The following is a 22866-nucleotide window of genomic DNA, read 5'->3' on the forward strand; positions in this document are numbered from 1 at the left end:
AATCATAAGGAGGCTGTCATGGCGCTCTTTTCTTATCTGGCGCGGATTGGCGCAATAGGCGCTCTGGCGTTTGCCGTCCTGGCGCCGGCTTCAATGGCAGACGAGCGCGGACGCGGCGACCGTGGCGGCCATCATGACCGCGGCGATCGCGGCCATCGCGGCGGAGACTGGAACCGGGGCGACAGGGGCCACCGCGGCGACTGGAATCGTGGCAGCCGCGACCATCGCCGCGACTGGAACCGCCACCACAACAACCGCCATGACTGGGATCGCGGCCGGCGCCATGCGCGCGACTGGAACCGGCATCACCGCCCGGCCCGCCACTGGAACAATCACTACCGGTCCTACCGCCCGCGCGTGATCAACCGCTACTATTACAGCGCCCCGCGCTATGCCTATCCAAGGCCGCGCTCGCGGGTGATCTTCCACTATAATTCCGGCTATTATCACAACGGCTACCGGATCGGCGGCTATTACGACTATTCGCCGAGGACGATCATCATCAACGATTATGGCCGCTACGGGCTCTACCGCCCGCCGCACGGACATCACTGGGTGCGCGACCCGTATAGCGACGACGCCGTCCTGACCTCGGTTGCGACCGGCGCCATCATTGGCCTGGCCGTGGGGATCCTCTCCCAGTAGCCCGAACCTGACCGCTTCAACACCGCCCCATGCCCGGTATTCCTTGCGAATGCCGGGCATTTTCATCTTTCATTAGGGCCGAGTCATGCTTTACTTGTCCGTACCGGGCGTAACTTGCGGTCGGTGCTTTGTTTTCAACATCAGAAAGGAGGTGATCCAATGTCGAGTGAGAAACCAGGGGCGGCGATTGGATCCGTCTGTGCTGGTGGCCTTGGAGAGCAGCCTCTCTTCGTCCGCTAGCACTGACATCAGGCAGGATATGTCCTGCCGGGATTCAAGAGCCAAACCGGCTCACGGAGGCCACCCCTCGGGGTGGCCTTTTCGTTTGCGGGGATCCTGCCTGAAAGCTCAGTCACTGCTCGCCGGCTGCACATTCATGGTGCGGCCCCGGTGAAGGTCCTGGCTCAGCTGGATGTCGACCGGCTCCTTGGCGAGCCGCTGGCGGTAGACCTGTGTATTCTCCAGAACCCGCTGGACATAGTTGCGGGTCTCGGAGAACGGGATGAACTCCACCCAGTCGATCGGGTCCACTTCCCCGGCCCGCGGATCGCCATACTCCCTGATCCAGCGCCGCGGACGCGAGGCCCCGGCATTATAGGCCGCCGCCGTCATGATGTAGCTGCCATTGAAGCGATTGAGCAGCGTGTCGAGATGCGCCCCGCCGAGCGTCATGTTGTAGCCCGGATCGTCCGTCAGCCAAGAGGTCCGGAATGGCAGCCCCAGATTACGCGCCTCGGCCCGCGCCGTGCTTGGGATAAACTGCATCAGCCCGCGCGCATTGGCGTGAGACACCGCAGAGGGGTTCATCTCGCTTTCCTGCCGCGACAGCGCATACATCATGGCCCGCTCGACGCCCGGCTCGCGCATCAGGCTGTAATCCGGCACGGGGAAAGCGGCATTCGTCGCCACGATGCCCTTGGCCAGACCGGCCTTGGCGCCGCGCACGCCGATGTCGGCATAGAGATAGTCCGAGGCGAGCTCTGACAGCAGCAGGTAATCGGCTTCGCTGTCGAGCAGGTCGTCTAGGTGATAGGCGAACTGCCTGAATTCCCCGGACTCCCCGTTTTCCGCGAGAAGCTTCAGTGCCTGGACAAGCGGGCGGTCATTGAAGGCCTGACGCTCCTCATCGGTGATGCTTTCGCGCGCTTCGAGATAAAGCTGCGTCTTGCCGACCTTCTCGGCGGCCAGCTGGCCATAATAGACGAAGGGATATTTGGCCGCCTCTTCATACGCCGCCTTGGCAGCCGCCTCGTCATTGAGCGCTTCATGCGCGCGGCCCTCCCAGTAATAGCCGCGGGCGAGACTGATCGGGGTCGAGACATTCGCCGCCAGCGTCTGGAAATGCGTCAGCGCCCGGGCCGGCTGGTTCAGGTGGCGCAATGCGATCCACCCGGCCGCCCATTCGGCGGCAGCGAAATCGGCGCCTGAGCTCATGCCGTGGGGGGCTGCCAGCTGGTAGGCGACCTGGAACTGGCGCTCCTTCAAGGCATCGCGCATGGCCATGCCGCGCTCGCCCCAGAGGTTGTCACGGCCGGCCGGGGGCACATCGGCCCCGTCGATCTGGGCCAGCAGCGGCACATAGGCCGACTCGTCCTGCCCGGCCCGGCGGCGCCATTTGGCCCGGTCATAGAGCAGGCCCGGATGATTGACGAGGTCGCCCGGCACCGCATTGATGGCCGCATCCACACCCGACCGGCGCAGCTGCAGGCTGCTGCGCGCATCGACGAGCCGCTGCCAGCCGGAACTGAGATACGGCTTCAGCCGCGCGACGGCCGAATGCTGGGCCGTCCAGAGGAGGAAGTCGGCACGTGCTTCATGGTCGGCCTGCGTCAGGGCATCGCCATAGGTCGACAGGATGTCCTGCGTCATCGAGCGATCGAGCGTATTGCCGTGCCAGGCCTCGCGGATGGTCTCGACCGCGGCCGCGCGATTGCCGCTGCGGCGATAGGCTTCGGCCAAGGCATAGCGGCCCGGCCCCGATATCGGGCCGCCAATCTCGTCGAACCAGGCGATGCGCTGCTCCGGGGTCAGCGCCGACAGCGCGACGGCTTCCTCGGCGCGGACCTGGACGCTCCTCATCTGCGGCCAGTCGGACTGCGTCCTGAGGAGATGGCTCAGCTCGTCGAAGGACATTTTCGTATCCCCGCGGCCGCGATACCAGCGGATCAGCTTGCGCACGGTCTCGTCGCGGGCCTGCGATTCGAGAACGCGCACGCGATTCCAGTCATAATCCTCGACGGCATTCAGGGCGTCCCGCAACACGCCCGCATCGGTGGTCGAGACCACATTGGACGCAGCGATCAGGTCCGGCTTCAGGCTGGGTGCCGTCGGTGTGACGGCCACAGCACTGGATGCAGCGGAAACCAGTATAGAGACTGCCAGTATGGCCCGGTGTGTGCTAACGCGCATATGCCCTGCCTGTTTTCATTGGGTCGTCAGCGTGCAAAACACGCTGCACAAGTTTCAAATTAGTGTTCAACATATAAATCACGGCAAGATTACGATGTTCCAAGGATCCATTCCCGCGCTCGTCACTCCCTTCAAGAACGGAGCCGTGGACAGGAAAGCCTTTGCCGATCTCGTCGAACGCCAGATCGAAGGCGGCTGCGGCGCGCTCGTGCCCTGCGGGACCACGGGGGAATCGGCAACGCTGAGCCATGAAGAACATAGAGAGGTCGTCTCACTCTGTATTGAAGTCGCCGGGGGCCGCGTGCCGGTCATTGCCGGTGCTGGCTCCAATTCCACGCGTGAGGCCATCGGCCTGGTCCAGCATGCCAAGGATGCCGGCGCCGATGCGGCTCTTTGCGTCTGCCCCTATTATAATCGACCCGACCAGATCGGACTAGAGGCTCACTTCCGTGCGATCTCAGATGCGGTGTCGCTGCCCATCATCATGTACAATGTCCCGGCCCGGACCGTCTCCGACGTCCAGCCCGAGACCGTGATCCGGCTCGGCAAGCTGCCAAACATTGTCGGGATCAAGGATGCGACCGGCGATCTCGGCCGCGTCAGCCTTCAGGCGGCCGGTCTGGAAGGCGAACAGTTCGTGCAGATTTCCGGCGATGACCCCTCCGCGCTCGGCTATTGCGCCATGGGCGGCAAGGGCTGCATCTCGGTGACGGCCAATGTCGCACCGCAGGAAATGGCGAAGATGCACAAGGCCGTCCAGGACGGCGACCTCGCCACCGCGCAGGAGATCGAGAAGCGCTTCATCGCGCTCCACAAGGCGCTCTTCGTGACCCCCTCGCCCGGCCCGGCCAAATATGCCCTGGCCAAGCTCGGCCTCTGCTCCGGTGAAGTGCGTCTGCCCATCGTTGCCCCGCACGATGCAGCTGCGGAGAAGATCGACGCTGCAATGGAACTCGCAGGTCTTATATAGGGCCCATGTCGAAGAAAAGTCAGATCAAGGGAAGAAACGACGGCCTTGTCGCCGAAAACAGGCGCTCGCGCTTCGATTACCATGTCGAGGATACGCTTGAGACCGGCCTGGTGCTCGAAGGCAGCGAGGTGAAATCGCTGCGCGAGGGCAAGGCGAACATCGCCGAAGCCTATGCCGCCGTCGAGAATGGCGAGCTCTGGCTCGTCAATGCCGACTTCCCGCCCTATGAGGGCGCGAACCAGTTCAATCACGAGCCGAAACGCCGCCGCAAGCTGCTCGCCTCCAAGCGGGAAATCTCGCGGCTATCGCAGGCCGTCGAACGCGCCGGGCGCACCATCGTGCCGCTGAAGCTCTACTTCAACGAGCGCGGCATCGCGAAACTGCTCATCGGCGTGGCGACCGGCAAGAAGGCGCCGGACAAGCGCGAGGTCCAGAAGAAGCGCGACTGGCAGCGCCAGAAGGCCCGCATCCTCAAAGAGAATTAGGGGGCCGCGACACCTTTTATTAAAGGCCTTCCCACGGCTTGTCCGTGGGGTCCATCTCCTGACCTGTTCTCCTGATGATATCTCGGGGAGATGGGCACCACGGACCCTTCGCTGCGCTCAGGACCGTGGCGAAGCATGATTACTGGCCTGATGAGAGAATGTCTGCGAACTGCGCCGGGTCGACATTGCCGCCGGAGAGCACCACGCCCACGCGCTGGCCTTTCGCCGCCTCCGGCAGGTCATAGAGCGCGCTGGCGAGCGCGGCCGCGCCGCCCGGCTCCAGCACGATCTTCAGATGGCGGAACGCCAGCCGCACCGCCTCGCGGATCTGGTCGTCGCTGACTGCGCAGCCGCCGGCGAGCAGGCGTTTGCCGACGCCCCAGGTCAGCACGCCGGGCGATGGCGTCAGGATCGCGTCGCAGATGGAGCGGGTACCCGGCGCATTGGCCTGCACCTCGCCCGAAGCCAGAGAGCGGCGCCAGTCGTCATGAGCTTCCGGCTCGGCCGTCCAGATCTTCGTTTCCGGGCTCAGCGCCTCGAAAGCGAGCGCGATCCCGCTGATCAGCCCGCCCCCGCCCGCACAGCAGATGAGATGTTCGAGAGACGCGCCGGCCTCGCTCACCTGCTCGGCAAACTCGGCCCCACAACTGCCCTGTCCGGCAATGATGTACGGGTCGTCGAAACTCGGCACCAGCACAGCGCCGCGCTTTTCCGCCTCTTCTGCGGCGATCTCTTCGCGGCTTTCCGTGTCGCGATCATAAAGCCGGATCTCGGCGCCGTCGCGCCGGACGCCTTCGACCTTCACGCCCGGCGCATCCGCCGGCATCACGATCAGCGCCGGCAAGCCCAGCAGCCTCGCCGCGCGGGCAACCCCCTGCGCATGGTTGCCCGAGGAGAAGGCGACGACGCCGCCCGCTTTTTGAGCGTCCGGGATCTGCAGGAGACGGTTCGTGGCCCCGCGAATCTTGAACGAGCCCGTCGTCTGTAGCGGCTCGCACTTGAAAAAGAGCTCCGCGCCGGCCAGCGCATCGAGCGCGTCATTCCTGAGAACCGGCGTGCGAACCACATAAGGCTTCAGGCGCGCGGCCGCCTCCAGCACATCCTGTGAGCGGGGAAGAGTCTTTACTGTCGTATCCAAGGCTAAAAGGACCTCTGTGCCGGGCCGGAGGCCACGCGTTGGGTGGTGAACCAGTCGACGAAACGGCCAATGCCGGTCTCGAGGCTGATCTTCGGGTCATAGCCGTAGTCGGCCTGCATTCTGGAGATATCCGCACAGGTTTCGGTGACATCTCCGGGCTGCATCGGCTCCAGCGCGATCCGCGCCTTCTTGCCGGTCGCCTTCTCGATGGTCTTGATGAAATCCATCAGCGCAATCGGCTCATTATGACCGATATTATAGAGCTTGTGCGTCCGCTCTCCCGTAAAGACGGCGTCCTGGGTGGCAATCGCCTTCAGCCCGTCAATCGCGTCGTCGATATAGGTGAAGTCGCGCTTCATCTTGCCACCATTGAAGACCCGGATCGTCTCGCCCCGCAGGATGCGGTCGGTGAACGACCAGTAGGCCATGTCCGGACGCCCCCACGGCCCATAGACGGTGAAGAAGCGCACACCGATCTGCTGGATGTCGTAGAGCTTGGCATAGGCCTGGCTCATCAACTCGTCGGCCCGCTTGGTGGCCGCATAGAGCGAGACCGGCCGGTCGACATTCGCATCTTCCTTGAACGGCGCCACGGCATCGTCGCCATAGACCGAACTGGAGGAGGCATAGATCAGCATGGGGGCCTTCGCCGCGCGGCGGCAGAACTCCAGGATGGCGAGATGCCCGGTCATGTTGGAGTCGGCATAGGCAAAGGGGTTTTCCAGCGAATAGCGCACGCCGGCCTGGGCGGCGAGGTGGATCACCCGGTCGATCGTATCGCGCTCCGGCAAGGCCAGAAGCGTGTCATGATCGGCAATATCGAGCCGGCGGAACTCGAAGCCCTCGAGACGCTGCAGCTGGTGCAGCCGTTCCTGCTTGTAGGTGACATCGTAATAGGCGTTGAGATTGTCGACGCCAAAGACGTCATGACCGTCGTGCAGAAGGGCTTTCGAGATCTGCGATCCGATAAAACCCGCAACTCCAGTGACAAGAAATCTCATTCGCTTACCTCGATCCCGAAGCGTATAGCGGTCTCGCCGCAACGGGGAAAGAAGCAGGCTGTGTTCGCGTCAGCCACCCGCGGCATATTTCTTCAGAATGGCCCGCGCCGCCTCGGCGGTTTCCGGATGCTCCAGCGCATGGGCGACAACAGCTTCGAAGTATCCGGCCTTCGATCCGCAATCGAATTCCTCACCTTCGAATTCGTAGGCATAGAAGGCCTGCTTCTCCATGAGCCGGACCATGGCATCGGTCAGCTGGATCTCGCCGCCGGCACCCTTGCCCTGGTCTTCCAGCAACTCGAAGATATCCGGCTGCAGGATGTAGCGCCCGGTGATCTTGAGATTGGAGGGGGCTTCCTCGCGCGGCGGCTTTTCCACCATGCCACTCATCTCGACCAGCCGGCCATCGCGGGATTTCGGCGCGATGACGCCATAGGAAGAGACGCGCTCTTCCGGCACCGGGTCGACCGCGATCACATTGCCACCGACCTTGTCATAGGCCGCCACCATCTGCGCCAGGCAGGAGGGCTTGGCGCGCACGATCACATCCGGCAGCACGACGGCGAACGGCTCGTCGCCGATGATATCCTTCGCGCACCAGACCGCGTGGCCAAGCCCCAGCGGTGCTTGCTGGCGCGTAAAGCTTGCCGCGCCGGCCGGCAGTTTCGTGCGCTGGACATCCTTCAGGATCTCGGCTTTCGAGCTTTTCTGCGCTAGCGAATGCTCAAGCTCATAGGCTTCGTCGAAATAGTCCTCGATGGCGCCCTTGCCGCGCCCCGTCACGAAGACGATGTGCTCGATGCCGGCGGCCAGCACTTCATCGACGACATATTGCAGGGCGGGCTGGTCAACGACCGGAAGCAGCTCCTTCGGGATACTCTTGGTTGCCGGCAGCACGCGCGTGCCATGACCTGCAACCGGCAGGACTGCTTTCTTGATCGCCATTCATAACCTCCGTGTGGTCCGCCCTTGCCGGGAGACCATAATACCTTGCCCGGACAAGACCAGTCCGGCGTTACCAGATTCCGCTGAAGATAAACGCACCAAGGATGAGTGTGATCCCTGAAGACGCGGCAAGCACCCGACCGATATCCATCACCGATTTCGAACGCGGCTGGCTCGTCAGGGAGTGGTGCAGCTGATCCTGCATGGCCCGGGCCGGTGAATCCCCGCCCTCGACTTCCGTCGCATCGGAAACGTCCTCGAGCTGGGCTCCGGAAGCCGGCGTTTCGGTCTCCGGCTTTTGATCCGGCTCGACGGTCTCATGTTTCTTGATGGCGGACATGGGTTCAGCCTCTCTACGTTCCCTCCTCTCTGGCACAGCCATCCCTAATGAAGCGCTAAACAGTGCTTTGAAATTGATCAGGAAAGAGGCAACGCCCCGCAATCTGGCCTTCTCTCGCGAGGCCGCGCTGGACACCCGCCCCGCAGGCTCGCTATTCATTTTGCATGGTCAGGAAAATACCCGGCAAGCTCGCCTGGATTGGCCGGCTTCGCACGCCGGTTCTCATTCTGCTCACCGCTCTCGCCCTCTGGGCGGGCGCCACCTATGTCTGGCCACTGCATGAACTGGCCGGCGAGACCATCATTGCCGTGCGCTTCCTGACGATCTGCGCCGTCGGCTGGGCGATCACCTCCTTTACCGATCTCGACATCAAGCGCCGCATGGCGAAGCTCGACATCGACGTCGCCGACAACATGCAGGCCCGCAAGACCGCCACACGGCTCGATGTGATGCGTCGTGTGATCGTCGTGGTGGGCGCCATCGCGACGCTGGCCTGTGCGCTCGTCGTCGTGCCCTGGGCGCGGCAGCTCGGCGTGTCGCTGCTGGCCTCGGCGGGCATTGTCGGCATTGCCGTCGGCCTGGCCGCCCGGCCTGTGCTCTCCAATCTCATCGCCGGCATCCAGATCGCCTTCACCCAGCCCATCCGTATCGAGGACGCCGTCGTGCTCGAGAATGAATGGGGCTGGATCGAGGAGATCGACCTCTTCTACGTCGTCGTGCGCATCTGGGACCGGCGCCGCCTGATCGTGCCGCTCACCTATTTCATCGAGAAGCCGTTCCAGAACTGGACGCGCACGTCAGGCACCATCATCGGGTCGGTCTACTGGTGGCTCGACTATCGCGCGCCGGTGGCCAAGATGCGCGACAAACTCGAGGAGATCGTCCGCTCGACCGATCTGTGGGATGGCGAGGTCGTGAACCTGCAGGTCTCGGAAACCGACAAGATGACCATCCAGGTCCGCGCCCTGGCGACCGCGAGCACCTCGCCGCGCGCCTGGGACCTGCGCTGCTATATCCGTGAGCAGATGATCAACTGGCTGCAGGCCGAACACCCCGAAGCCTTCCCGCGCCTGCGCGCCCGGGCCGAGGTGTCCGACGAACCCATGTCCTTCTCGCCGCCGCCGAAGCCGTCCGACATCGAACTGGGCGACCAGTCGCTCGACGGCACCGAGAACCTGCCGGAGAACCACCCCGAGCCGAAGGCCTAGAGCGCACTCACCAGATGCCCGCCGTCCACGGTTATGGTGGATCCGGTCATGTAGCTGCCGGCATCGGAGGCCAGCAGGAGCAGCGGACCGGCCAGCTCCTCATAATTGCCATAGCGGCGCATCGGCACGCGCTTGCGCATTTTCTCGCCCAGTTCGCTGTCGAGGAATTCGTCATTGATGTCGGTCTTGAAATAGCCGGGCGCGATGGCGTTCACGCGGATCCCGTAGCGCGCCGCTTCCAGCGCCATGACATGGGTGAGGTGATTCACCGCCGCCTTGGATGCGGCATAGGCCGAGATGGTCTGTGAGGGGCGGAACGCGGTGATCGAGGCGATATTGACGATCGAGCCCGGCTTGCCGGCCTCCATCAGCGCATTCGCCCCATGCTTGGCCACCCGCCAGACGCCATCGAGATTGGTGTCCATCACGGCGCGCCAGTCTTCCTCGCTCATCTTCACGAACCAGTTGTCGCGCGCGATGCCCGAATTGTTCACGATGATGTCGGCCGGACCGCCGCACCGCTCGTCAATCGTCTTGAAGGCCGCTTCCACGCTGGCCGGGTCGGTGACATCCATCTGTACGGCGACAGCCTGACCGCCCTCTTTCTCGATTTCCCCCGCGAGAGCCTCCAGCCGGTCGAGTCGGCGTGCCGCAAGGACAACCCGCGCCCCGGCCTTCGATAGCACCTTTGCGAAGCTCGCACCCAAACCGCTCGAAGAGCCTGTAACGAGCGCGGTTTTCCCGGACAGATCAAACAACTCCATGCCTCAACTCCCTAGTTTTCTATTGCTTTCACGCAATATTTTTCCGATCACATCCCCCATGAAGCTGACAATCACAAAAGAAACAAGTCCGGGGGAAACGCGCGTCGCGGCAACCCCGGAATCGGTAAAGAAGCTTGTCGGTCTGGGACATTCGGTAACGCTGGAAAGCGGTGCCGGTGCGGATGCAGGCTTCCCTGACAAGGCTTATTCGGAGGAAGGGGCCACCATCGCCAAATCGGTGGACGAGGCGGTGAAAGGGGCAGACCTGTTGTTAAAGGTCCGCGCCCCGAGCGCCGAGGAAGCCGGGCAATATCCCGAAGGTCTGACGGTCATCGCCCTGATGAACCCGTTCGACATGGGTGACCTCACAGACGCCTTCAACAAGAAGAAGCTCAACACGCTGGCCATGGAATTCACACCGCGAATCACGCGCGCGCAATCCATGGATGCGCTTTCGTCCCAGTCGAACCTGGCGGGCTATCGCGCCGTGATCGAAGGGGCGCAGATTTATGGCCGCGCCATGCCGATGATGATGACGGCTGCCGGCACGGTCGCCCCGGCCAAGGTGTTCGTCATGGGCGCCGGTGTCGCCGGCCTCCAGGCCATCGCGACCGCCCGCCGGCTCGGCGGGGTCGTGACCGCCACCGACGTTCGCCCGGCGGCCAAGGAACAGGTCGCCTCGCTCGGCGCGAAATTCGTCGCCGTCGAGGATGAGGAGTTCAAGGAAGCCGAAACCGCTGGCGGCTACGCCAAGGAAATGTCGGACGAGTACAAGCAGAAGCAGAACGAGCTGACCCGTAGCCACATCGCCAAGCAGGACATTGTCATCACCACCGCGCTCATCCCCGGCCGTCCCGCGCCGGAGCTGATCAGCGAGGACATGGTCAAATCGATGAAGCCGGGATCGGTGATCGTCGACATGGCGGTCTCCTCGGGCGGCAACTGCCCGCTGTCGAAGCCTGACGAGGTGGTCGATGTCGAGGGCGTGAAGGTGGCCGGGTTCTCGAACCTGCCTGCCCGCCTGCCGGCTGATTCCTCGTCCCTCTACGCCAAGAATCTCATTTCCTTCCTGCCGCTGATCACCGCGGAGGATGGCGCGCTCAACCTTGAGACCGACGATGAGATCGTGACCGCCATGCTGCTCACGCGCGGCGGCGAAACCGTCAATGAAAGGCTGAAATAATGAAAGCCATTCCTGTAATCCTTTCGGCCGCAGCGCTCGCCCTGCCAGCGCACGCCGCAGAGATCTCGAATCTCAACCCGACCGTCTTCCTGGCCGCTATCTTCGCGCTGGCCTGCTTTGTCGGGTATTACGTCGTCTGGTCGGTGACCCCGGCCCTGCACACCCCGCTCATGGCTGTGACCAACGCCATCTCGTCGGTCATTATCGTCGGCGCAATCGTTGCCGCCGCCTCGCTGACCGACGTGAATGGCGGCTGGATCGCCAAGATCCTGGGCGGCGTCGCTGTGGCGCTCGCCAGTGTGAACATCTTCGGCGGCTTCCTCGTCACCCAGCGCATGCTGGGCATGTACAAGAAGAAGGGGGAGTAAACCGTGCAACAGTTCGAAATCACCTGGGCCCCGCTTCTCTATCTCATAGCGGGCATGCTTTTCATCCTCGCGCTGCGCGGGCTCTCCAGCCCGTCCACGGCGCGCAAGGGCAACCGTAACGGCATTATCGGCATGGCCATTGCCGTGGGCACCACCATCGCCCTCTGGTGGGACCAGCTCGACGCCATCACCTGGGGCATTCTCATCGGCGGCGCCGCTGTCGGCGGCATTGTCGGCGCGATCATCGCCCGGCGCATCGCCATGACCGCCATGCCGCAGCTTGTCGCCGCCTTCCACTCCCTGGTCGGCCTGGCCGCCGTCCTCGTGGCCGCAGCCGCGCTCTACGCCCCGGCCGGCTTCGGCATCGGGATCGTTGGCGACATCCACATGGTCTCGCTGATCGAGCTGTCGGTCGGTTCCGCCATCGGTGCGCTGACCTTCACCGGCTCGGTGATCGCCTTTGCCAAGCTCAACGGCAACATGTCGGGCTCGCCCATCCTGTTGCCGGCCCGCCACCTGCTGAACATCGCGCTCGCGGGCGGCATCGTGGCACTGGTCGTCCTGCTGATCATGTCGGCGGGCTCGGCAACCTGGGCTTTCTGGGCGCTGACAGCACTGGCCCTAGTCCTCGGCATCACGCTGATCATCCCGATCGGCGGGGCCGACATGCCGGTCGTGGTCTCGATGCTCAACTCGTACTCCGGGTGGGCAGCGGCCGCGCTCGGCTTCACGCTCGGCAACTTCGCCCTGATCATCACCGGCGCGCTTGTCGGTTCGTCGGGCGCGATCCTGTCCTACATCATGTGCAAGGGCATGAACCGCAGCTTCATCTCGGTCATCCTCGGCGGCTTCGGCGCTGACGATGATGGCGGCGCGGCCGCCGGCGCGGATGTCGACCGCCCGTTCAAGCAGGGCTCGGCCGACGATGCGGCCTTCATCATGAAGAACGCCTCCAAGGTCATCATCGTGCCGGGCTACGGCATGGCGGTGGCACAGGCCCAGCACGCGCTGAAGGAAATGGCCGAGCTTCTCAAGGAAGAAGGCGTAGAGGTGAAATACGCCATTCACCCGGTCGCCGGCCGTATGCCGGGCCACATGAACGTGCTGCTCGCCGAGGCGCAGGTGCCCTATGACGAGGTGTTCGAGCTGGAAGACATCAATTCCGAGTTCAACACCGCCGATGTGGCCTTCGTGATCGGTGCGAACGACGTGACCAACCCGGCTGCGAAGACCGACCAGTCCTCGCCGATCTACGGGATGCCGGTCCTCAACGTCGAGGACGCCGGCACGGTCCTCTTCATCAAGCGCTCCATGGGGTCGGGCTATGCCGGCATCCAGAACGAGCTCTTCTTCAAGGACAACACCATGATGCTGCTGTCCGACGCGAAGAAGATGGTCGAGAACATTGTGAAGGCTTTGTAGCCGGTGCGGCGTAGCCGCAGAAATCGATCCAGTGAATCGATTTCAGGCGGAAAAGGCCACGGCAGTGGCTGATAGGCGCCGGAGACGATACACAAACAAAAAGCCCGGCCGCTCTGGCCGGGCTTTTCTTTTTGCTGCGTTTCCCGGGATACGCCTCACTGCGGCTTGACCGCAGTGCCCATCTCCTGCCGCGTCCTCAAACGCGACGGGGGGAGATGGATCCCACGGTCAAGCCGTGGGAAAGCGCAAACACAGGAATCACTTCTCCCTATTCCCCAAACACCGCGTGGGCTTCGTCCTCGTCCATCATGGCCTGACGGACCTGCGGGATGTTCGGGCCGCCATAGGAGAGGAATTCGTCGTGGAATTCCTTCCAGCCTTCGGTGCCCTCGGCATCCGGGAAGTTGGCCTCGACCCAGTCATTGCGCAGCTTGCGGATCATGAGCTTGCCCATCGTATAGTTCAGATAGGCCGGGTCATACGTCCCGCGTGCGGCCTGCTGGAGGGCGTTGCCGCGGTCGATATGGCATTCCTTGCGGAACAGCTCATAGCTGTCATCCGTCGTCCAGCCCTGCGTGTGCAGGCCAATGGCCGAGAGATAGCGGCAATTGCGCAGCAGCGCGTTGGAGAGCTGGCCGATCTTGGTTTCGGGATCGCCATCGTGCAGCCCTGCATCCACCATCATCTCCTCGGTATAGTGCGCCCAGCCTTCGGCGAAGGCATAGCCGACGAACATCTGCCCGAAGACCGAGTCGGACCGGTTGGCGTGCAGGAAGTTCAGGAAGTGACCGGGCCAGACTTCGTGAATCGTCGTGCCCAGCAGGTCGAGCTTGCCCGGGATGTAGGCAGCGCGGGTCGCCTCGTCCCAGCTCGGGTCCGGCGGGGAGATGTAATAGACCGACGGCAGACCGACTTCGTACGGCCCCGGAATGGAGATGTAGGCCGAGTTCTGCCGGCGATAGGGCGGCGATTCCTCGACCTGTGCCTCTTCCGTTCCCGGGATGGAAACGAGGTCATTGTCGAGGATGAACTGCTTCAGCGCCGGCAGGGAGTCGCGGGCTTCCTGCACCGGGCCGTTCTCGGGCTTGTTGGCCGCCATCTTGGCCATGCAGTCCGACATCGTCTCGCCCGGCGCGAAGTCGGCGCAGGCGTCGGCCAGTGCATCCTGATTAGCCTTGAGATCAGCTCGGCCCACCGCTTCCAGTTCTTCCAGCGAGATGTCGACGCCTTCGGTCAGGCGGATCATGTCGGAGAACCGCTCCGCGCCCAGCGCATAGCCGTCATCGGTGCCGGGCTTGCTTTCGATATAGTCGGCGACCGACCGCATCGCGGCGGCGGCATCTGCGACAACCGCATCGTATTCGGCCTGCAGGTCCGGATCGTCCACTTCGGCAAAGGCATCTTTCGCCCCGCCTTCATAGTGATCGGCAAGGCCGTTGAAGCCGGCCGTGCCGAGCTTCACGAACGTCTTGGGCATCGGCACCTCAAGGTTCGCCTTCACCTGTTCAGCCGCCTCGGGGACGTTCTTCGCATAGTCGATGAAAGCCTTCATCCGCGTCTCGGCATCGGCATAGGGCCGCGCGACATAGACGCTGGGGCCGAGCGGGCCGAGATAGAAGGACGGGTTGGTGTGCGGCGCATCCGCCTCGACCAGCCAGAACAGCTCGCCCTTCATCGTGTTGATGAAATACTGGCGTTCAAAGGCGTCGGCATCGTCCAGCGTGGCCGGATCGATGGCTTCGGCCTTGTCGATCATGTCCTGGCGCATGTCGATCTGCGCCTGCAGGCCAGCCTCGCTCCAGTCCGGCAGCTCGCCGTCGAACTCATGCTTGCCCTGGGAAATGGCAAAGGTCGGGTTGAGCTCGAAATAGGTCTCGAGGAAATCGGCCATGAAGGCATCCCATTCCCCGCTCGCCTTTTCCGGCGCCATCTCTTCGGAGGTGTCGTTTGCCGCTGCTTGCGGCGCAGGCGCCGTGTCGGTCATGGCCGCGGTGGTGTCACCCGCCGCCGGCTCTGTATCCGCCGCCGTCGTACAGCCCGCCGCCACAAGGGCGCTGACCGAAACGGCCGCGAACAATCCGCGCAATGTCATGAGAATACTCCCTGAAATATGTCAGCTCCGAACCACCCGGAGCGATGCTGCAAGTGTTAGCACCTCGGGAGCTGACGCCAAGACCGCACATTGCGCATGAAAAAACCCGGTGCCGAAGCACCGGGTCTGGCAGGTCAGGATTTCGGCTCGACATCCGGGTCGGGCACCGAATAGGCGTCTTCCAGAATATGCCCGTCAGGCTTCTTCTTCATGGCGGCATGGCCTTCGATCTCGGCACTGGAGTCGTCATCCGTCCCGTCATTCGGGACATTGGGCAGACGCTCATCCTCCATGTCGGTGACAAGGTCGGCCTCATGCTCCGGCTGGTCAGCCACGGGCGAGCCATCCTTGTAGCCCGCCGCTTTCGTCTGCTGCTCCTCGACGCTCTCGCCCTTGCGAAAGCCTTCGCCATAACCGCGCTGGCGGTCGACTTCTTCAACTCTCTGATGGTCGCGCTCGGCCATGGTCTGTCTCCTTTTCTGATGTCTTGCCAGAGAAACGGGCACAGCCGCGGGCAGGTTCCGCGCCGCATCAGGCCACCATCTGGACCCGGCCTGCGACCCATGCGAAGACGGCGCGTCCCCTTGATTGCAATTGCAAAGAGTTTTCCCGATGCCCGCCGATCTCGACATGCTGAAGACCATCGAACAGCGCCTGCTCTGGCTGTCGGCCTGGACGGTCCACAACGCCAACAATATCCGGCCCAAGGGCGACGGCGCGATCAAGGTCGGCGGCCACCAGGCCTCCTGTGCGTCGATGACACCGATCATGACCGCGCTCTATTTCCACGTCCTGAAACCCGAAGACCGCGTCGCGGTGAAACCGCACGCCTCGCCGGTCTTCCATGCCATGCAGTATCTGATGGGCAACCAGACGCGCGAGAAGCTCGAAGCCTTCCGGGCCTATGGCGGCGCGCAATCCTATCCCAGCCGCACCAAGGACACAGACGATGTCGACTTCTCCACCGGCTCCGTCGGCCTTGGCGTCGCGGCCACCGCCTTCAATTCGCTGGTGCAGGACTATATCGCCGCCAAGGACTGGTCGGGCGACAAGCCGCTCGGCCGGCAGGTCGCCCTCGTCGGCGATGCCGAGCTCGACGAGGGCAATGTCTATGAATGCCTGCAGGAAGGCTGGAAGCACGATCTGCGCAACACCTGGTGGGTGATCGACTATAACCGCCAGAGCCTCGACGGCGTCGTCCATGAGGGCCTGTGGGAGAAGATCGACGCCATCTTCAAGGCGTTCGGCTGGCGCACCGTGGTGCTGCGCCACGGCGTCCTGCAGCGCGAAGCCTTCAAGGAACCGGGCGGCGAGGCGCTGAAGGAATGGATCCAGAACTGCCCGAACATGGATTATTCGGCCCTCACCTATCAGGGCGGCGCGGCCTGGCGCAAACGGCTGATGAACGACATCGGCGACCAGGGCGACGTCTCCAAGCTGCTCGACAAGCGCTCCGATGAGGAGCTGGACGCGCTGATGAACAATCTCGGCGGCCAGTGCCTCAAAACGCTGACCGACGCCTTCGACGCCATCGATGACGACAAGCCGACCGTCTTCCTCGCCTATACGATCAAGGGCTGGCAGACCCCGCTCGCCGGGCACAAGGACAATCATGGCGGCATCATGAACAAGCCGCAAATGGCCGAGTTCCAGAAGGCCATGGGCGTGCCCGAAGGCGAGGAATGGGACAAGTTCGCGACGGTGAAGGACGAGGCCGCGCTGAAAGCCTTCCTCGATCAGGTCCCCTTCTTCGCCAAAGGCACGCGCCGCTACACCGCGCCGGAGGTCAAAAGCCCCGGCCCCGTCTGGCTCGACGACCGCGAACTCGCCACCCAGGCCGGCTTCGGCAAGATCCTCGACGGGCTCGCCAAGTCGGACTCCGAGCTGGCCGACCGCATCGTCACCATGTCGCCGGACGTCACCAGCTCCACCAACCTCTCGGCCTGGGTGAACCGGCGCTCGCTCTTTGCCCGTCGCGAGGTCTCCGACACCTTCAAGGAACAGTCGATCCCCTCGACGCAGAAATGGGAATTCTCGCCCGACGGCCAGCATTTCGAGCTCGGCATTGCGGAGATGAACCTCTTCCTCCTGCTCGGCCAGGCGGGCCTTGCGCACTCGCATTTCGGCGAGCGGCTCATCCCCATCGGCACGCTGTACGACCCGTTCGTCGCGCGCGGCCTCGATGCGCTGAATTATGCCTGCTACCAGGATGCGCGCTTCATCTTTGCCGGCACCCCGTCGGGCATCACGCTCGCCCCGGAAGGCGGCGCGCACCAGTCGGTCGGCACCCAGCTCATCGGCATGAGCCAAGACGGGCTTGTCAGCTTCGAGCCGGCCTTCCTCGACGAGCTCTCCATCATCATGGACTGGAGCTTCGACTATCTCCAGCGCTCCGGCGAGAACGACCCCGACGAGCGCACCTGGCTGCGCGACGAGACTGGCGGCTCGGTCTATCTGCGCCTCTCGACCCGCCCCATCGAACAGCTCGGGCCGCGTAACCGAGATGACGAAGAATTCCGCCGCGGCGTGGTCGACGGCGCCTACTGGCTGCGCGAGCCGGGGCCGAATTGCGAGGTCGTCATCGCCTATCAGGGCGTCATCGCGCCGGAAGCCATCGAAGCCGCCGGGCGCATCGGCAACGACCGGCGCGACATCGGCGTGCTGGCGGTGACGTCGGCCGACCGGCTCAATTCAGGCTGGACCGCCGCCCGCCGCGCAAGGGCCCGCGGGCATGCGTCTGCGCAAAGTCAGATCGAGCGCCTGATGGCAAAGGTGCCGCGCGACGCGACCCTGATCACCGTCACCGACGGCCACCCCGCCACCCTCGCCTGGATCGGCTCCGTCGCCGGCCACATGACCGCCCCCCTCGGCGTCGAACACTTCGGCCAGACCGGCACCATCCCGGATTTGCACCGGCACTACCAGATCGACACCGACGCCATCGTCAACGCGGCGAACCATCTGAGTGCAGGGAGAAGGATCAGGTTGTCGCAATGATCCGCAAGGTAAATCTTCGTCGACGTGGACCCAGCGGGCCAACGACATCTTCCGTTCACGATATCGATCTCAGTGATGTCGCTTTTGCCGCTGCCAAGGAGACTTTACAGACGGGCATAAATGTAACGCCGTGGATCGGTTTATTCGGTGAACTGTTATCGCCAACCTCAAACTATTTGGTTTGGCGTGACCGAGGTCCGGGCGTTGGCCGAGAGCTAAAACGAGCATATTCAAACATCCTCGGAAGGTTCGTTGCACGCGCTTATCTCGAGAATCATGAAGGCGTGCAGAATCTGATACCAATCGAAAGCAACCGGATGCTGTTGTGGCCCGGGCACTATTTAGTGAGCCGGCGCGCAGGAATCGAGGGCGACATGCCAGACTGGGTAGGCTGGTCGAATTCTGGATTCGTGATCGCCGAGGCCAAAGGGAGCCACGAGACTTCAGACTGGACTAAGGCGGTGTGGCCAGCACCCGTGAAGCTTGCACTCAAACAAGTCGCACGTGCAGAGATAATTCGGATGCCGTCCACAGAATTATTGCCTACTGGGCGAATACGGCGACGGCGAGGCTCGCGGGTGCCCTTCAAAGGCTGGGTTGTTGCTTCGCGATGGGCAACTGAATTCAATTCAGATATACCCGACCTAATCGCGGTTGATCCCCCTCAGGATGGAACACCTTTAGATGATGGGGAATTCGGTGCTGCAGAACTCGCGATGCGAAGCAGGTACATTCAATCTCTTATTCTGGGCATGGGATACAAACCTGAAGTTCTCTTTGAACAGGTAACGGCCCCCGATACGAACCTCACAAGACTAGTCGTCGAAGGTCAAACGATTGAAGAAGGGTTTAGCATCCTTTTGACGGGCGCAGGCAGAATGGCGATGAACTCATCACTCGATGGGGTATTTGCCCGCGAACTTGCAGAACGTGGCATCCCAGCCGCAATAGTTACTCTTTCCCGGAAGTCGATTGAGTTGCTGATGGCTGGCTCTATTTCAAAGTCGGGTGAAACCCGCAGGCCGCAGGAACGAATTATCCGCGACGATGATTTGATCATCACGCGTCTGACTCCCGATATCGATTTTGACATCCAGCTTGCGAGCCGCGATTCTAGTTAGTGAATTTGAATCGATGTGCTCAGAAGACAAATTACTACGGCAGCTCAAAAACCACATCCCGGTGATGCTCCAAATACTCAGGCAAAGGCCGAAACTTCGCCGGCTGCAACCGGATATCCTCGTTGAACAGCGACCGGACGTGATCCGGCACGACGATCTTCGATGAGACCATCATGGTCAGGTCATCGCGGAAGGAGATCAGCCCGCGATCAAAAGCGCGATCATGCAGCGAATTCAGGCTGATGCCATTGCGCGGATCGAGGCGTGTGTCTTCACGCGCCTTCCATGGAATGATATGGCTCGCCGTGAGCAGCTCGGGCGAGACTTTACCGATAACCGCGCACTGATTGTCATAGGACGGCAGCACGATCTCCCGGAAGACACGCTGGTTCTGGCGCACCTTCACGATGCGCTCGACTTCCTTGCCTTCGGCCACTTCGAGCACCGCTGACGGCTCGGCCTCCGCGTAGAATATCTCGCCCACGATCCGCCGGGCCCGCTCAATGAATTGCGTCGGATGCGCCGTGAAGTCCGCCCACACCTCTCGATCCAGCGAGGAAGCGTTCCCAAGACCCTTGCGGTCCAGATCCTCGTCCAGCGACGCCAGATTGACCAGCTTCATCGCCAGCGCACTTGGCGTACGCCCAATCTGCTCAGCCAGGGCAATGATTTCCGGGTTACGGCTATGTAGCCGCCCAAAGGGCAGCCGCGTATACAGCTCAATCGCGAGCGTGACCTGCCTGCGATCCCAATTCTTGCGCGCCATTCCGCTCCCGACCACTGTCACCTCGAACAGCCGAGACTATCGCATGGGCGCGATTACGAAAGTCTTGCGGCAAGTCGTCGGAACTCGCCGCCTCCAGCAAAGCCAGCATGTCCGGTGCCGCCAACATCAGACGCGCCACTCGGTCCTCATCCGGCCCGAGGCATGGATTGATCACGGCAGCGAGATAGCCGTCGCTAAGCTCAATCGCCCGGCAACTCTCGCCTGCCTCCTCCATAAGAAGGTCTACGACCTCAGCGGTATCTCGCGAACTGTCTTCTAATTTCAGCATTAGCAATAATGCTATCCCAGTCTAATTTTCTACTCAAGCGTGTCTTTCTATTAATTTCCACTTCGTGCATTTGGCACCACTCCTGACACACCCCTGTCAGCAGTGCCCCCTTTACGGCACACCACCCCTGCCCCATCTTCCGTTCATGGCTCGTTCCCCTTCCGGCGTTCAGGACGCCTCTGCGACATTTGACTGGTCCGGCGCGGCATCCGATGCCGCCGGCCGCCTGCCGTCCGACAACTGGACGCCGCACCGGCCCGACCGGCAGTGGGAGAAGATCGAGGGCGGCAAGCGCTTCCAGGTCGCCTCCGACTATGAGCCCGCCGGCGACCAGAAGACCGCCATCCCGGAGCTCGTCGAGGGCATCGAGGCCGGCGAGCGCGACCAAGTCCTCCTCGGCGCGACCGGCACCGGCAAGACCTTCACCATGGCCAAGGTGATCGAGGCGGTGCAGCGCCCGGCCCTCATCCTCGCGCCCAACAAGACGCTCGCCGCGCAGCTCTATGGCGAGATGAAATCCTTCTTCCCGGACAATGCGGTGGAGTATTTCGTCTCCTACTATGACTACTACCAGCCGGAAGCCTATGTGCCCCGCTCGGACCTCTATATCGAGAAGGAATCCTCCATCAATGAGGCCATCGACCGGATGCGCCACTCCGCCACCCGCGCCATCCTGGAGCGCGACGACGTGATCATCGTTGCCTCGGTGTCGTGCATCTACGGCATCGGCTCGGTGGAGACCTACACCTCGATGACGTTCAAGCTGGAGGAAGGCCAGCAGATCGAGCCCAAACAGGTCGCCGAGAAACTCGTCTCCCTGCACTACACCCGCAACGACGCCGCCTTCCAGCGCGGCACCTTCCGCATGAAGGGCGACGTGCTCGACATCTTCCCGGCGCACTATGACGACTGCGCGTGGAAGCTCTCCTTCTTCGGCGACGAGCTTGAATCCATTGTGGAATTCGACCCGCTCACCGGCAAGAAGATCCAGGACCTGCCGGCCATCAAGCTCTACGCCAACAGCCACTACGTCACGCCGCGCCCGACGCTCAACAACGCCATCAACTCCATCAAGGCCGAGCTGCGCGACACGATCGCCCACTTCGAGAAGCACAACAAGCTGCTCGAGGCCCAGCGCATCGAACAGCGCTGCACCTACGACCTCGAAATGATGGCCGCGACCGGCTCGTGCAACGGCATCGAGAACTATTCGCGCTACCTCACCGGCCGCAAGCCGGGCGAGCCGCCGCCGACCATGTTCGAATACCTGCCCGATAACGCCCTCGTCTTCGTCGATGAGAGCCACCAGACCGTGCCCCAGATCGGCGGCATGTTCCGCGGCGACTTCAACCGCAAGTCCACGCTCGCCGAATACGGCTTCCGCCTGCCGTCCTGCATCGACAACCGCCCGCTCAAATTCCCCGAATGGGAGGCGATGCGCCCGCAGACCGTCCACGTCTCGGCGACGCCCGGCCCCTGGGAGCTGGAGCAGACCGGCGGCGTGTTCACCGAGCAGGTCATCCGCCCCACCGGGCTGGTCGATCCGCCGGTCGAGGTCCGCCCCGTCACCGGCACGAAGGAGAACAACAATATCAACCAGGTCGACGACCTGCTGGCCGAGGTGAAGGAGGTCGCCGCCAGGGGCATGCGCTCGCTGGTGACCACGCTCACCAAGAAGATGGCCGAGGACCTCACCGAATATCTCCACGAGAACGGCGTGCGCGTGCGCTACATGCACTCCGATATCGACACGGTCGAGCGCATCGAGATCATCCGCGACCTGCGGCTGGGCGAGTTCGACGTGCTGGTCGGCATCAACCTGCTGCGCGAGGGCCTCGACATCCCGGAATGCGGCTTTGTCGGCATTCTCGACGCCGACAAGGAAGGCTTCCTGCGCTCGGAAACCTCGCTCGTCCAGACCATCGGCCGCGCGGCGCGCAATGCCGATGCCCGCGTCGTCCTCTATGCCGACAAGATCACCGGTTCGATGTCGCGCGCCATGGAGGAGACCGAGCGCCGGCGCGAGAAGCAGATCGCCCACAATGAGGAACACGGCATCACGCCAACCACGATCAAGCGCGCCGTCGCCGACATCCTCGCCGATCTCGGCGAAGCCCGCCCCGGCAAGTCGGAACAGCTCAAGGGCGGCAAGTCCCGCCGCGTCCCGGCGCGCGGCCTGGCCGAGGAAGCCGTCGCCAAACTCGAGCCCGGCTCCGGCCACAACGTCCAGGCCGTCATCTCCGACCTGGAAAAACAGATGCGCGAAGCGGCGGCGAATCTGGAGTTTGAAGAGGCGGCGCGGCTTAGGGATGAAGTGAAGAAGCTGCGGGAGAGCGAGCTGGGGCTTTAGGGGCTATTTCAAACCAGGACAATTCGGCCAATAAATGTCTTCTACACGTTTGAACCGCGCCGGGTTTGCCGGAGGCCATTTTCATTGAGAGAGTGGTTTTATGACAGACAGGAAGCAGAGACATCCTTACTCGCCAGAGGTGCGTGAGCGAGCCATTCGGATGGTGATGGAGCATGGCGGGGAGTACCCGTCGCAATGGGCAGCGATCGTCTCGATTGCCGGCAAGATCGGGTGCGTGCCGCAGACGCTGCATGGCTGGGTGGCGCAGGCCGAGCGGGATGCCGGCAAGCGGGCGGGACCAAGCACCGAAGAGCGCGAGCGGATCAAGATGCTTGAGCGCGAAGTGAAGGAGCTTCGCCAGGCGAACGAGATT

The 22866-nt window shown here is 62.9% G+C and carries 20 protein-coding genes; 11 read left to right on the top strand and 9 right to left on the bottom strand.

The genetic code is table 11. From position 1 onward, the window contains the following. Positions 1 to 18: 18 nt before the first annotated feature. Positions 19 to 645: an RcnB family protein gene (locus tag B8784_RS13255; RefSeq protein ID WP_084398424.1), complete on the top strand. Its 627-nt coding sequence runs from the start codon at positions 19 to 21 to the stop codon at positions 643 to 645. A 348-nt stretch (positions 646 to 993) separates the two neighbouring features. On the opposite strand, the gene B8784_RS13260 is transcribed toward B8784_RS13255, so the two are convergent. Next, entirely contained in the window at positions 994 to 3054 is a 2061-nt protein-coding gene (locus B8784_RS13260) for a lytic transglycosylase domain-containing protein (protein ID WP_084398425.1), read from the bottom strand. A gap of 94 nt (positions 3055 to 3148) precedes the next feature. On the opposite strand from B8784_RS13260, the gene dapA reads away from it, so the two are divergent. Both dapA and smpB read left to right on the top strand, forming a co-directional pair. Beyond that, positions 3149 to 4024 carry a 4-hydroxy-tetrahydrodipicolinate synthase gene (dapA, locus tag B8784_RS13265; RefSeq protein WP_084398426.1) on the top strand — a complete coding sequence of 292 codons (876 nt, stop codon included), beginning with the start codon at positions 3149 to 3151 and terminating at the stop codon, positions 4022 to 4024. Between the two features lie 5 nt (positions 4025 to 4029). After that, a complete protein-coding gene (smpB, locus tag B8784_RS13270) occupies positions 4030 to 4509 on the top strand; it encodes an SsrA-binding protein SmpB (protein ID WP_084398427.1) in 480 nt (159 codons plus the stop codon). 139 nt (positions 4510 to 4648) lie between these two features. Here the strand turns inward: smpB and B8784_RS13275 are convergent, their stop codons facing one another. From B8784_RS13275 to B8784_RS13290, 4 genes are all read right to left on the bottom strand, one after another. Beyond that, the gene (locus B8784_RS13275) at positions 4649 to 5647 is read right to left on the bottom strand and encodes a threonine ammonia-lyase (RefSeq protein WP_084398428.1); all 999 of its coding nucleotides are present in this window, start codon (positions 5645 to 5647) and stop codon (positions 4649 to 4651) included. Between the two features lie 2 nt (positions 5648 to 5649). Beyond that, positions 5650 to 6648 carry an NAD-dependent epimerase/dehydratase family protein gene (locus tag B8784_RS13280; protein WP_084398429.1) on the bottom strand — a complete coding sequence of 333 codons (999 nt, stop codon included), beginning with the start codon at positions 6646 to 6648 and terminating at the stop codon, positions 5650 to 5652. Positions 6649 to 6717: 69 nt separating this feature from the next. Then, positions 6718 to 7593: a UTP--glucose-1-phosphate uridylyltransferase GalU gene (gene galU / locus B8784_RS13285; RefSeq protein ID WP_084398430.1), complete on the bottom strand. Its 876-nt coding sequence runs from the start codon at positions 7591 to 7593 to the stop codon at positions 6718 to 6720. Positions 7594 to 7663: 70 nt separating this feature from the next. Beyond that, positions 7664 to 7933, bottom strand: a complete 270-nt coding sequence (locus tag B8784_RS13290) for a hypothetical protein (protein ID WP_084398431.1) — start codon at positions 7931 to 7933, stop codon at positions 7664 to 7666. 164 nt (positions 7934 to 8097) lie between these two features. On the opposite strand from B8784_RS13290, the gene B8784_RS13295 reads away from it, so the two are divergent. Beyond that, entirely contained in the window at positions 8098 to 9141 is a 1044-nt protein-coding gene (locus tag B8784_RS13295; RefSeq protein WP_084398432.1) for a mechanosensitive ion channel family protein, read from the top strand. Here the strand turns inward: B8784_RS13295 and B8784_RS13300 are convergent. Next, positions 9138 to 9905, bottom strand: coding sequence for an SDR family NAD(P)-dependent oxidoreductase (locus B8784_RS13300; protein ID WP_084398433.1), 768 nt, complete (start codon positions 9903 to 9905; stop codon positions 9138 to 9140). The genes B8784_RS13295 and B8784_RS13300 overlap by 4 nt on opposite strands. Before the next feature lie 58 nt (positions 9906 to 9963). Between B8784_RS13300 and B8784_RS13305 the strand changes: the two genes are divergently transcribed. The 3 genes from B8784_RS13305 to B8784_RS13315 are packed head-to-tail and all read left to right on the top strand — an operon-like array spanning position 9964 to position 12878. Beyond that, positions 9964 to 11088 (top strand): Re/Si-specific NAD(P)(+) transhydrogenase subunit alpha, encoded by a 1125-nt coding sequence (locus B8784_RS13305; RefSeq protein WP_084398447.1) that lies wholly within the window; start codon positions 9964 to 9966, stop codon positions 11086 to 11088. Further along, the gene (locus tag B8784_RS13310; protein WP_084398434.1) at positions 11088 to 11456 is read left to right on the top strand and encodes a proton-translocating transhydrogenase family protein; all 369 of its coding nucleotides are present in this window, start codon (positions 11088 to 11090) and stop codon (positions 11454 to 11456) included. The genes B8784_RS13305 and B8784_RS13310 overlap by 1 nt, the downstream gene beginning before the upstream one ends. A gap of 18 nt (positions 11457 to 11474) precedes the next feature. After that, entirely contained in the window at positions 11475 to 12878 is a 1404-nt protein-coding gene (locus tag B8784_RS13315; protein WP_407646486.1) for an NAD(P)(+) transhydrogenase (Re/Si-specific) subunit beta, read from the top strand. A gap of 268 nt (positions 12879 to 13146) precedes the next feature. Here the strand turns inward: B8784_RS13315 and B8784_RS13320 are convergent, their stop codons facing one another. Then, positions 13147 to 14970: a DUF885 domain-containing protein gene (locus B8784_RS13320; protein WP_084398436.1), complete on the bottom strand. Its 1824-nt coding sequence runs from the start codon at positions 14968 to 14970 to the stop codon at positions 13147 to 13149. 134 nt (positions 14971 to 15104) lie between these two features. Further along, the gene (locus B8784_RS13325; protein WP_084398437.1) at positions 15105 to 15434 is read right to left on the bottom strand and encodes a hypothetical protein; all 330 of its coding nucleotides are present in this window, start codon (positions 15432 to 15434) and stop codon (positions 15105 to 15107) included. Between the two features lie 148 nt (positions 15435 to 15582). On the opposite strand from B8784_RS13325, the gene B8784_RS13330 reads away from it, so the two are divergent. Next, entirely contained in the window at positions 15583 to 17967 is a 2385-nt protein-coding gene (locus B8784_RS13330; protein ID WP_084398438.1) for a hypothetical protein, read from the top strand. Next, on the top strand, positions 17964 to 19088 hold the full coding sequence (locus B8784_RS21345; RefSeq protein ID WP_143435475.1) for a hypothetical protein: 1125 nt from the start codon (positions 17964 to 17966) through the stop codon (positions 19086 to 19088). Before B8784_RS13330 ends, B8784_RS21345 begins: the two co-directional genes overlap by 4 nt. 34 nt (positions 19089 to 19122) lie before the next feature. Here the strand turns inward: B8784_RS21345 and B8784_RS13340 are convergent, their stop codons facing one another. Continuing rightward, positions 19123 to 19854, bottom strand: coding sequence for an HNH endonuclease (locus B8784_RS13340; protein ID WP_084398440.1), 732 nt, complete (start codon positions 19852 to 19854; stop codon positions 19123 to 19125). A gap of 434 nt (positions 19855 to 20288) precedes the next feature. Between B8784_RS13340 and uvrB the strand changes: the two genes are divergently transcribed. Both uvrB and B8784_RS13355 read left to right on the top strand, forming a co-directional pair. Continuing rightward, positions 20289 to 22493: an excinuclease ABC subunit UvrB gene (gene uvrB, locus B8784_RS13350; protein ID WP_084398442.1), complete on the top strand. Its 2205-nt coding sequence runs from the start codon at positions 20289 to 20291 to the stop codon at positions 22491 to 22493. A gap of 100 nt (positions 22494 to 22593) precedes the next feature. Then, positions 22594 to 22866, top strand: a 273-nt coding sequence (locus B8784_RS13355) for a transposase (protein ID WP_143435342.1), incomplete at its 3' end; no start/stop codon positions are given.

It is taken from the genome of Henriciella aquimarina (assembly GCF_002088975.1).
Classification (GTDB): domain Bacteria; phylum Pseudomonadota; class Alphaproteobacteria; order Caulobacterales; family Hyphomonadaceae; genus Henriciella; species Henriciella aquimarina.

Coding starts and splice junctions, on each gene's coding strand:
- B8784_RS13280 (WP_084398429.1), bottom strand. CDS start 6,648: ATGAGATTTCTTGTCACTGGAGTTGCGGGTTTTATCGGATCGCAGATC.
- B8784_RS13255 (WP_084398424.1), top strand. CDS start 19: ATGGCGCTCTTTTCTTATCTGGCGCGGATTGGCGCAATAGGCGCTCTG.
- B8784_RS13340 (WP_084398440.1), bottom strand. CDS start 19,854: ATGGCGCGCAAGAATTGGGATCGCAGGCAGGTCACGCTCGCGATTGAG.
- B8784_RS13260 (WP_084398425.1), bottom strand. CDS start 3,054: ATGCGCGTTAGCACACACCGGGCCATACTGGCAGTCTCTATACTGGTT.
- B8784_RS13300 (WP_084398433.1), bottom strand. CDS start 9,905: ATGGAGTTGTTTGATCTGTCCGGGAAAACCGCGCTCGTTACAGGCTCT.
- smpB (WP_084398427.1), top strand. CDS start 4,030: ATGTCGAAGAAAAGTCAGATCAAGGGAAGAAACGACGGCCTTGTCGCC.
- dapA (WP_084398426.1), top strand. CDS start 3,149: ATGTTCCAAGGATCCATTCCCGCGCTCGTCACTCCCTTCAAGAACGGA.
- uvrB (WP_084398442.1), top strand. CDS start 20,289: ATGGCTCGTTCCCCTTCCGGCGTTCAGGACGCCTCTGCGACATTTGAC.
- B8784_RS13305 (WP_084398447.1), top strand. CDS start 9,964: ATGAAGCTGACAATCACAAAAGAAACAAGTCCGGGGGAAACGCGCGTC.
- B8784_RS13320 (WP_084398436.1), bottom strand. CDS start 14,970: ATGACATTGCGCGGATTGTTCGCGGCCGTTTCGGTCAGCGCCCTTGTG.
- B8784_RS13325 (WP_084398437.1), bottom strand. CDS start 15,434: ATGGCCGAGCGCGACCATCAGAGAGTTGAAGAAGTCGACCGCCAGCGC.
- B8784_RS21345 (WP_143435475.1), top strand. CDS start 17,964: ATGATCCGCAAGGTAAATCTTCGTCGACGTGGACCCAGCGGGCCAACG.
- B8784_RS13310 (WP_084398434.1), top strand. CDS start 11,088: ATGAAAGCCATTCCTGTAATCCTTTCGGCCGCAGCGCTCGCCCTGCCA.
- galU (WP_084398430.1), bottom strand. CDS start 7,593: ATGGCGATCAAGAAAGCAGTCCTGCCGGTTGCAGGTCATGGCACGCGC.
- B8784_RS13330 (WP_084398438.1), top strand. CDS start 15,583: ATGCCCGCCGATCTCGACATGCTGAAGACCATCGAACAGCGCCTGCTC.
- B8784_RS13295 (WP_084398432.1), top strand. CDS start 8,098: ATGGTCAGGAAAATACCCGGCAAGCTCGCCTGGATTGGCCGGCTTCGC.
- B8784_RS13290 (WP_084398431.1), bottom strand. CDS start 7,933: ATGTCCGCCATCAAGAAACATGAGACCGTCGAGCCGGATCAAAAGCCG.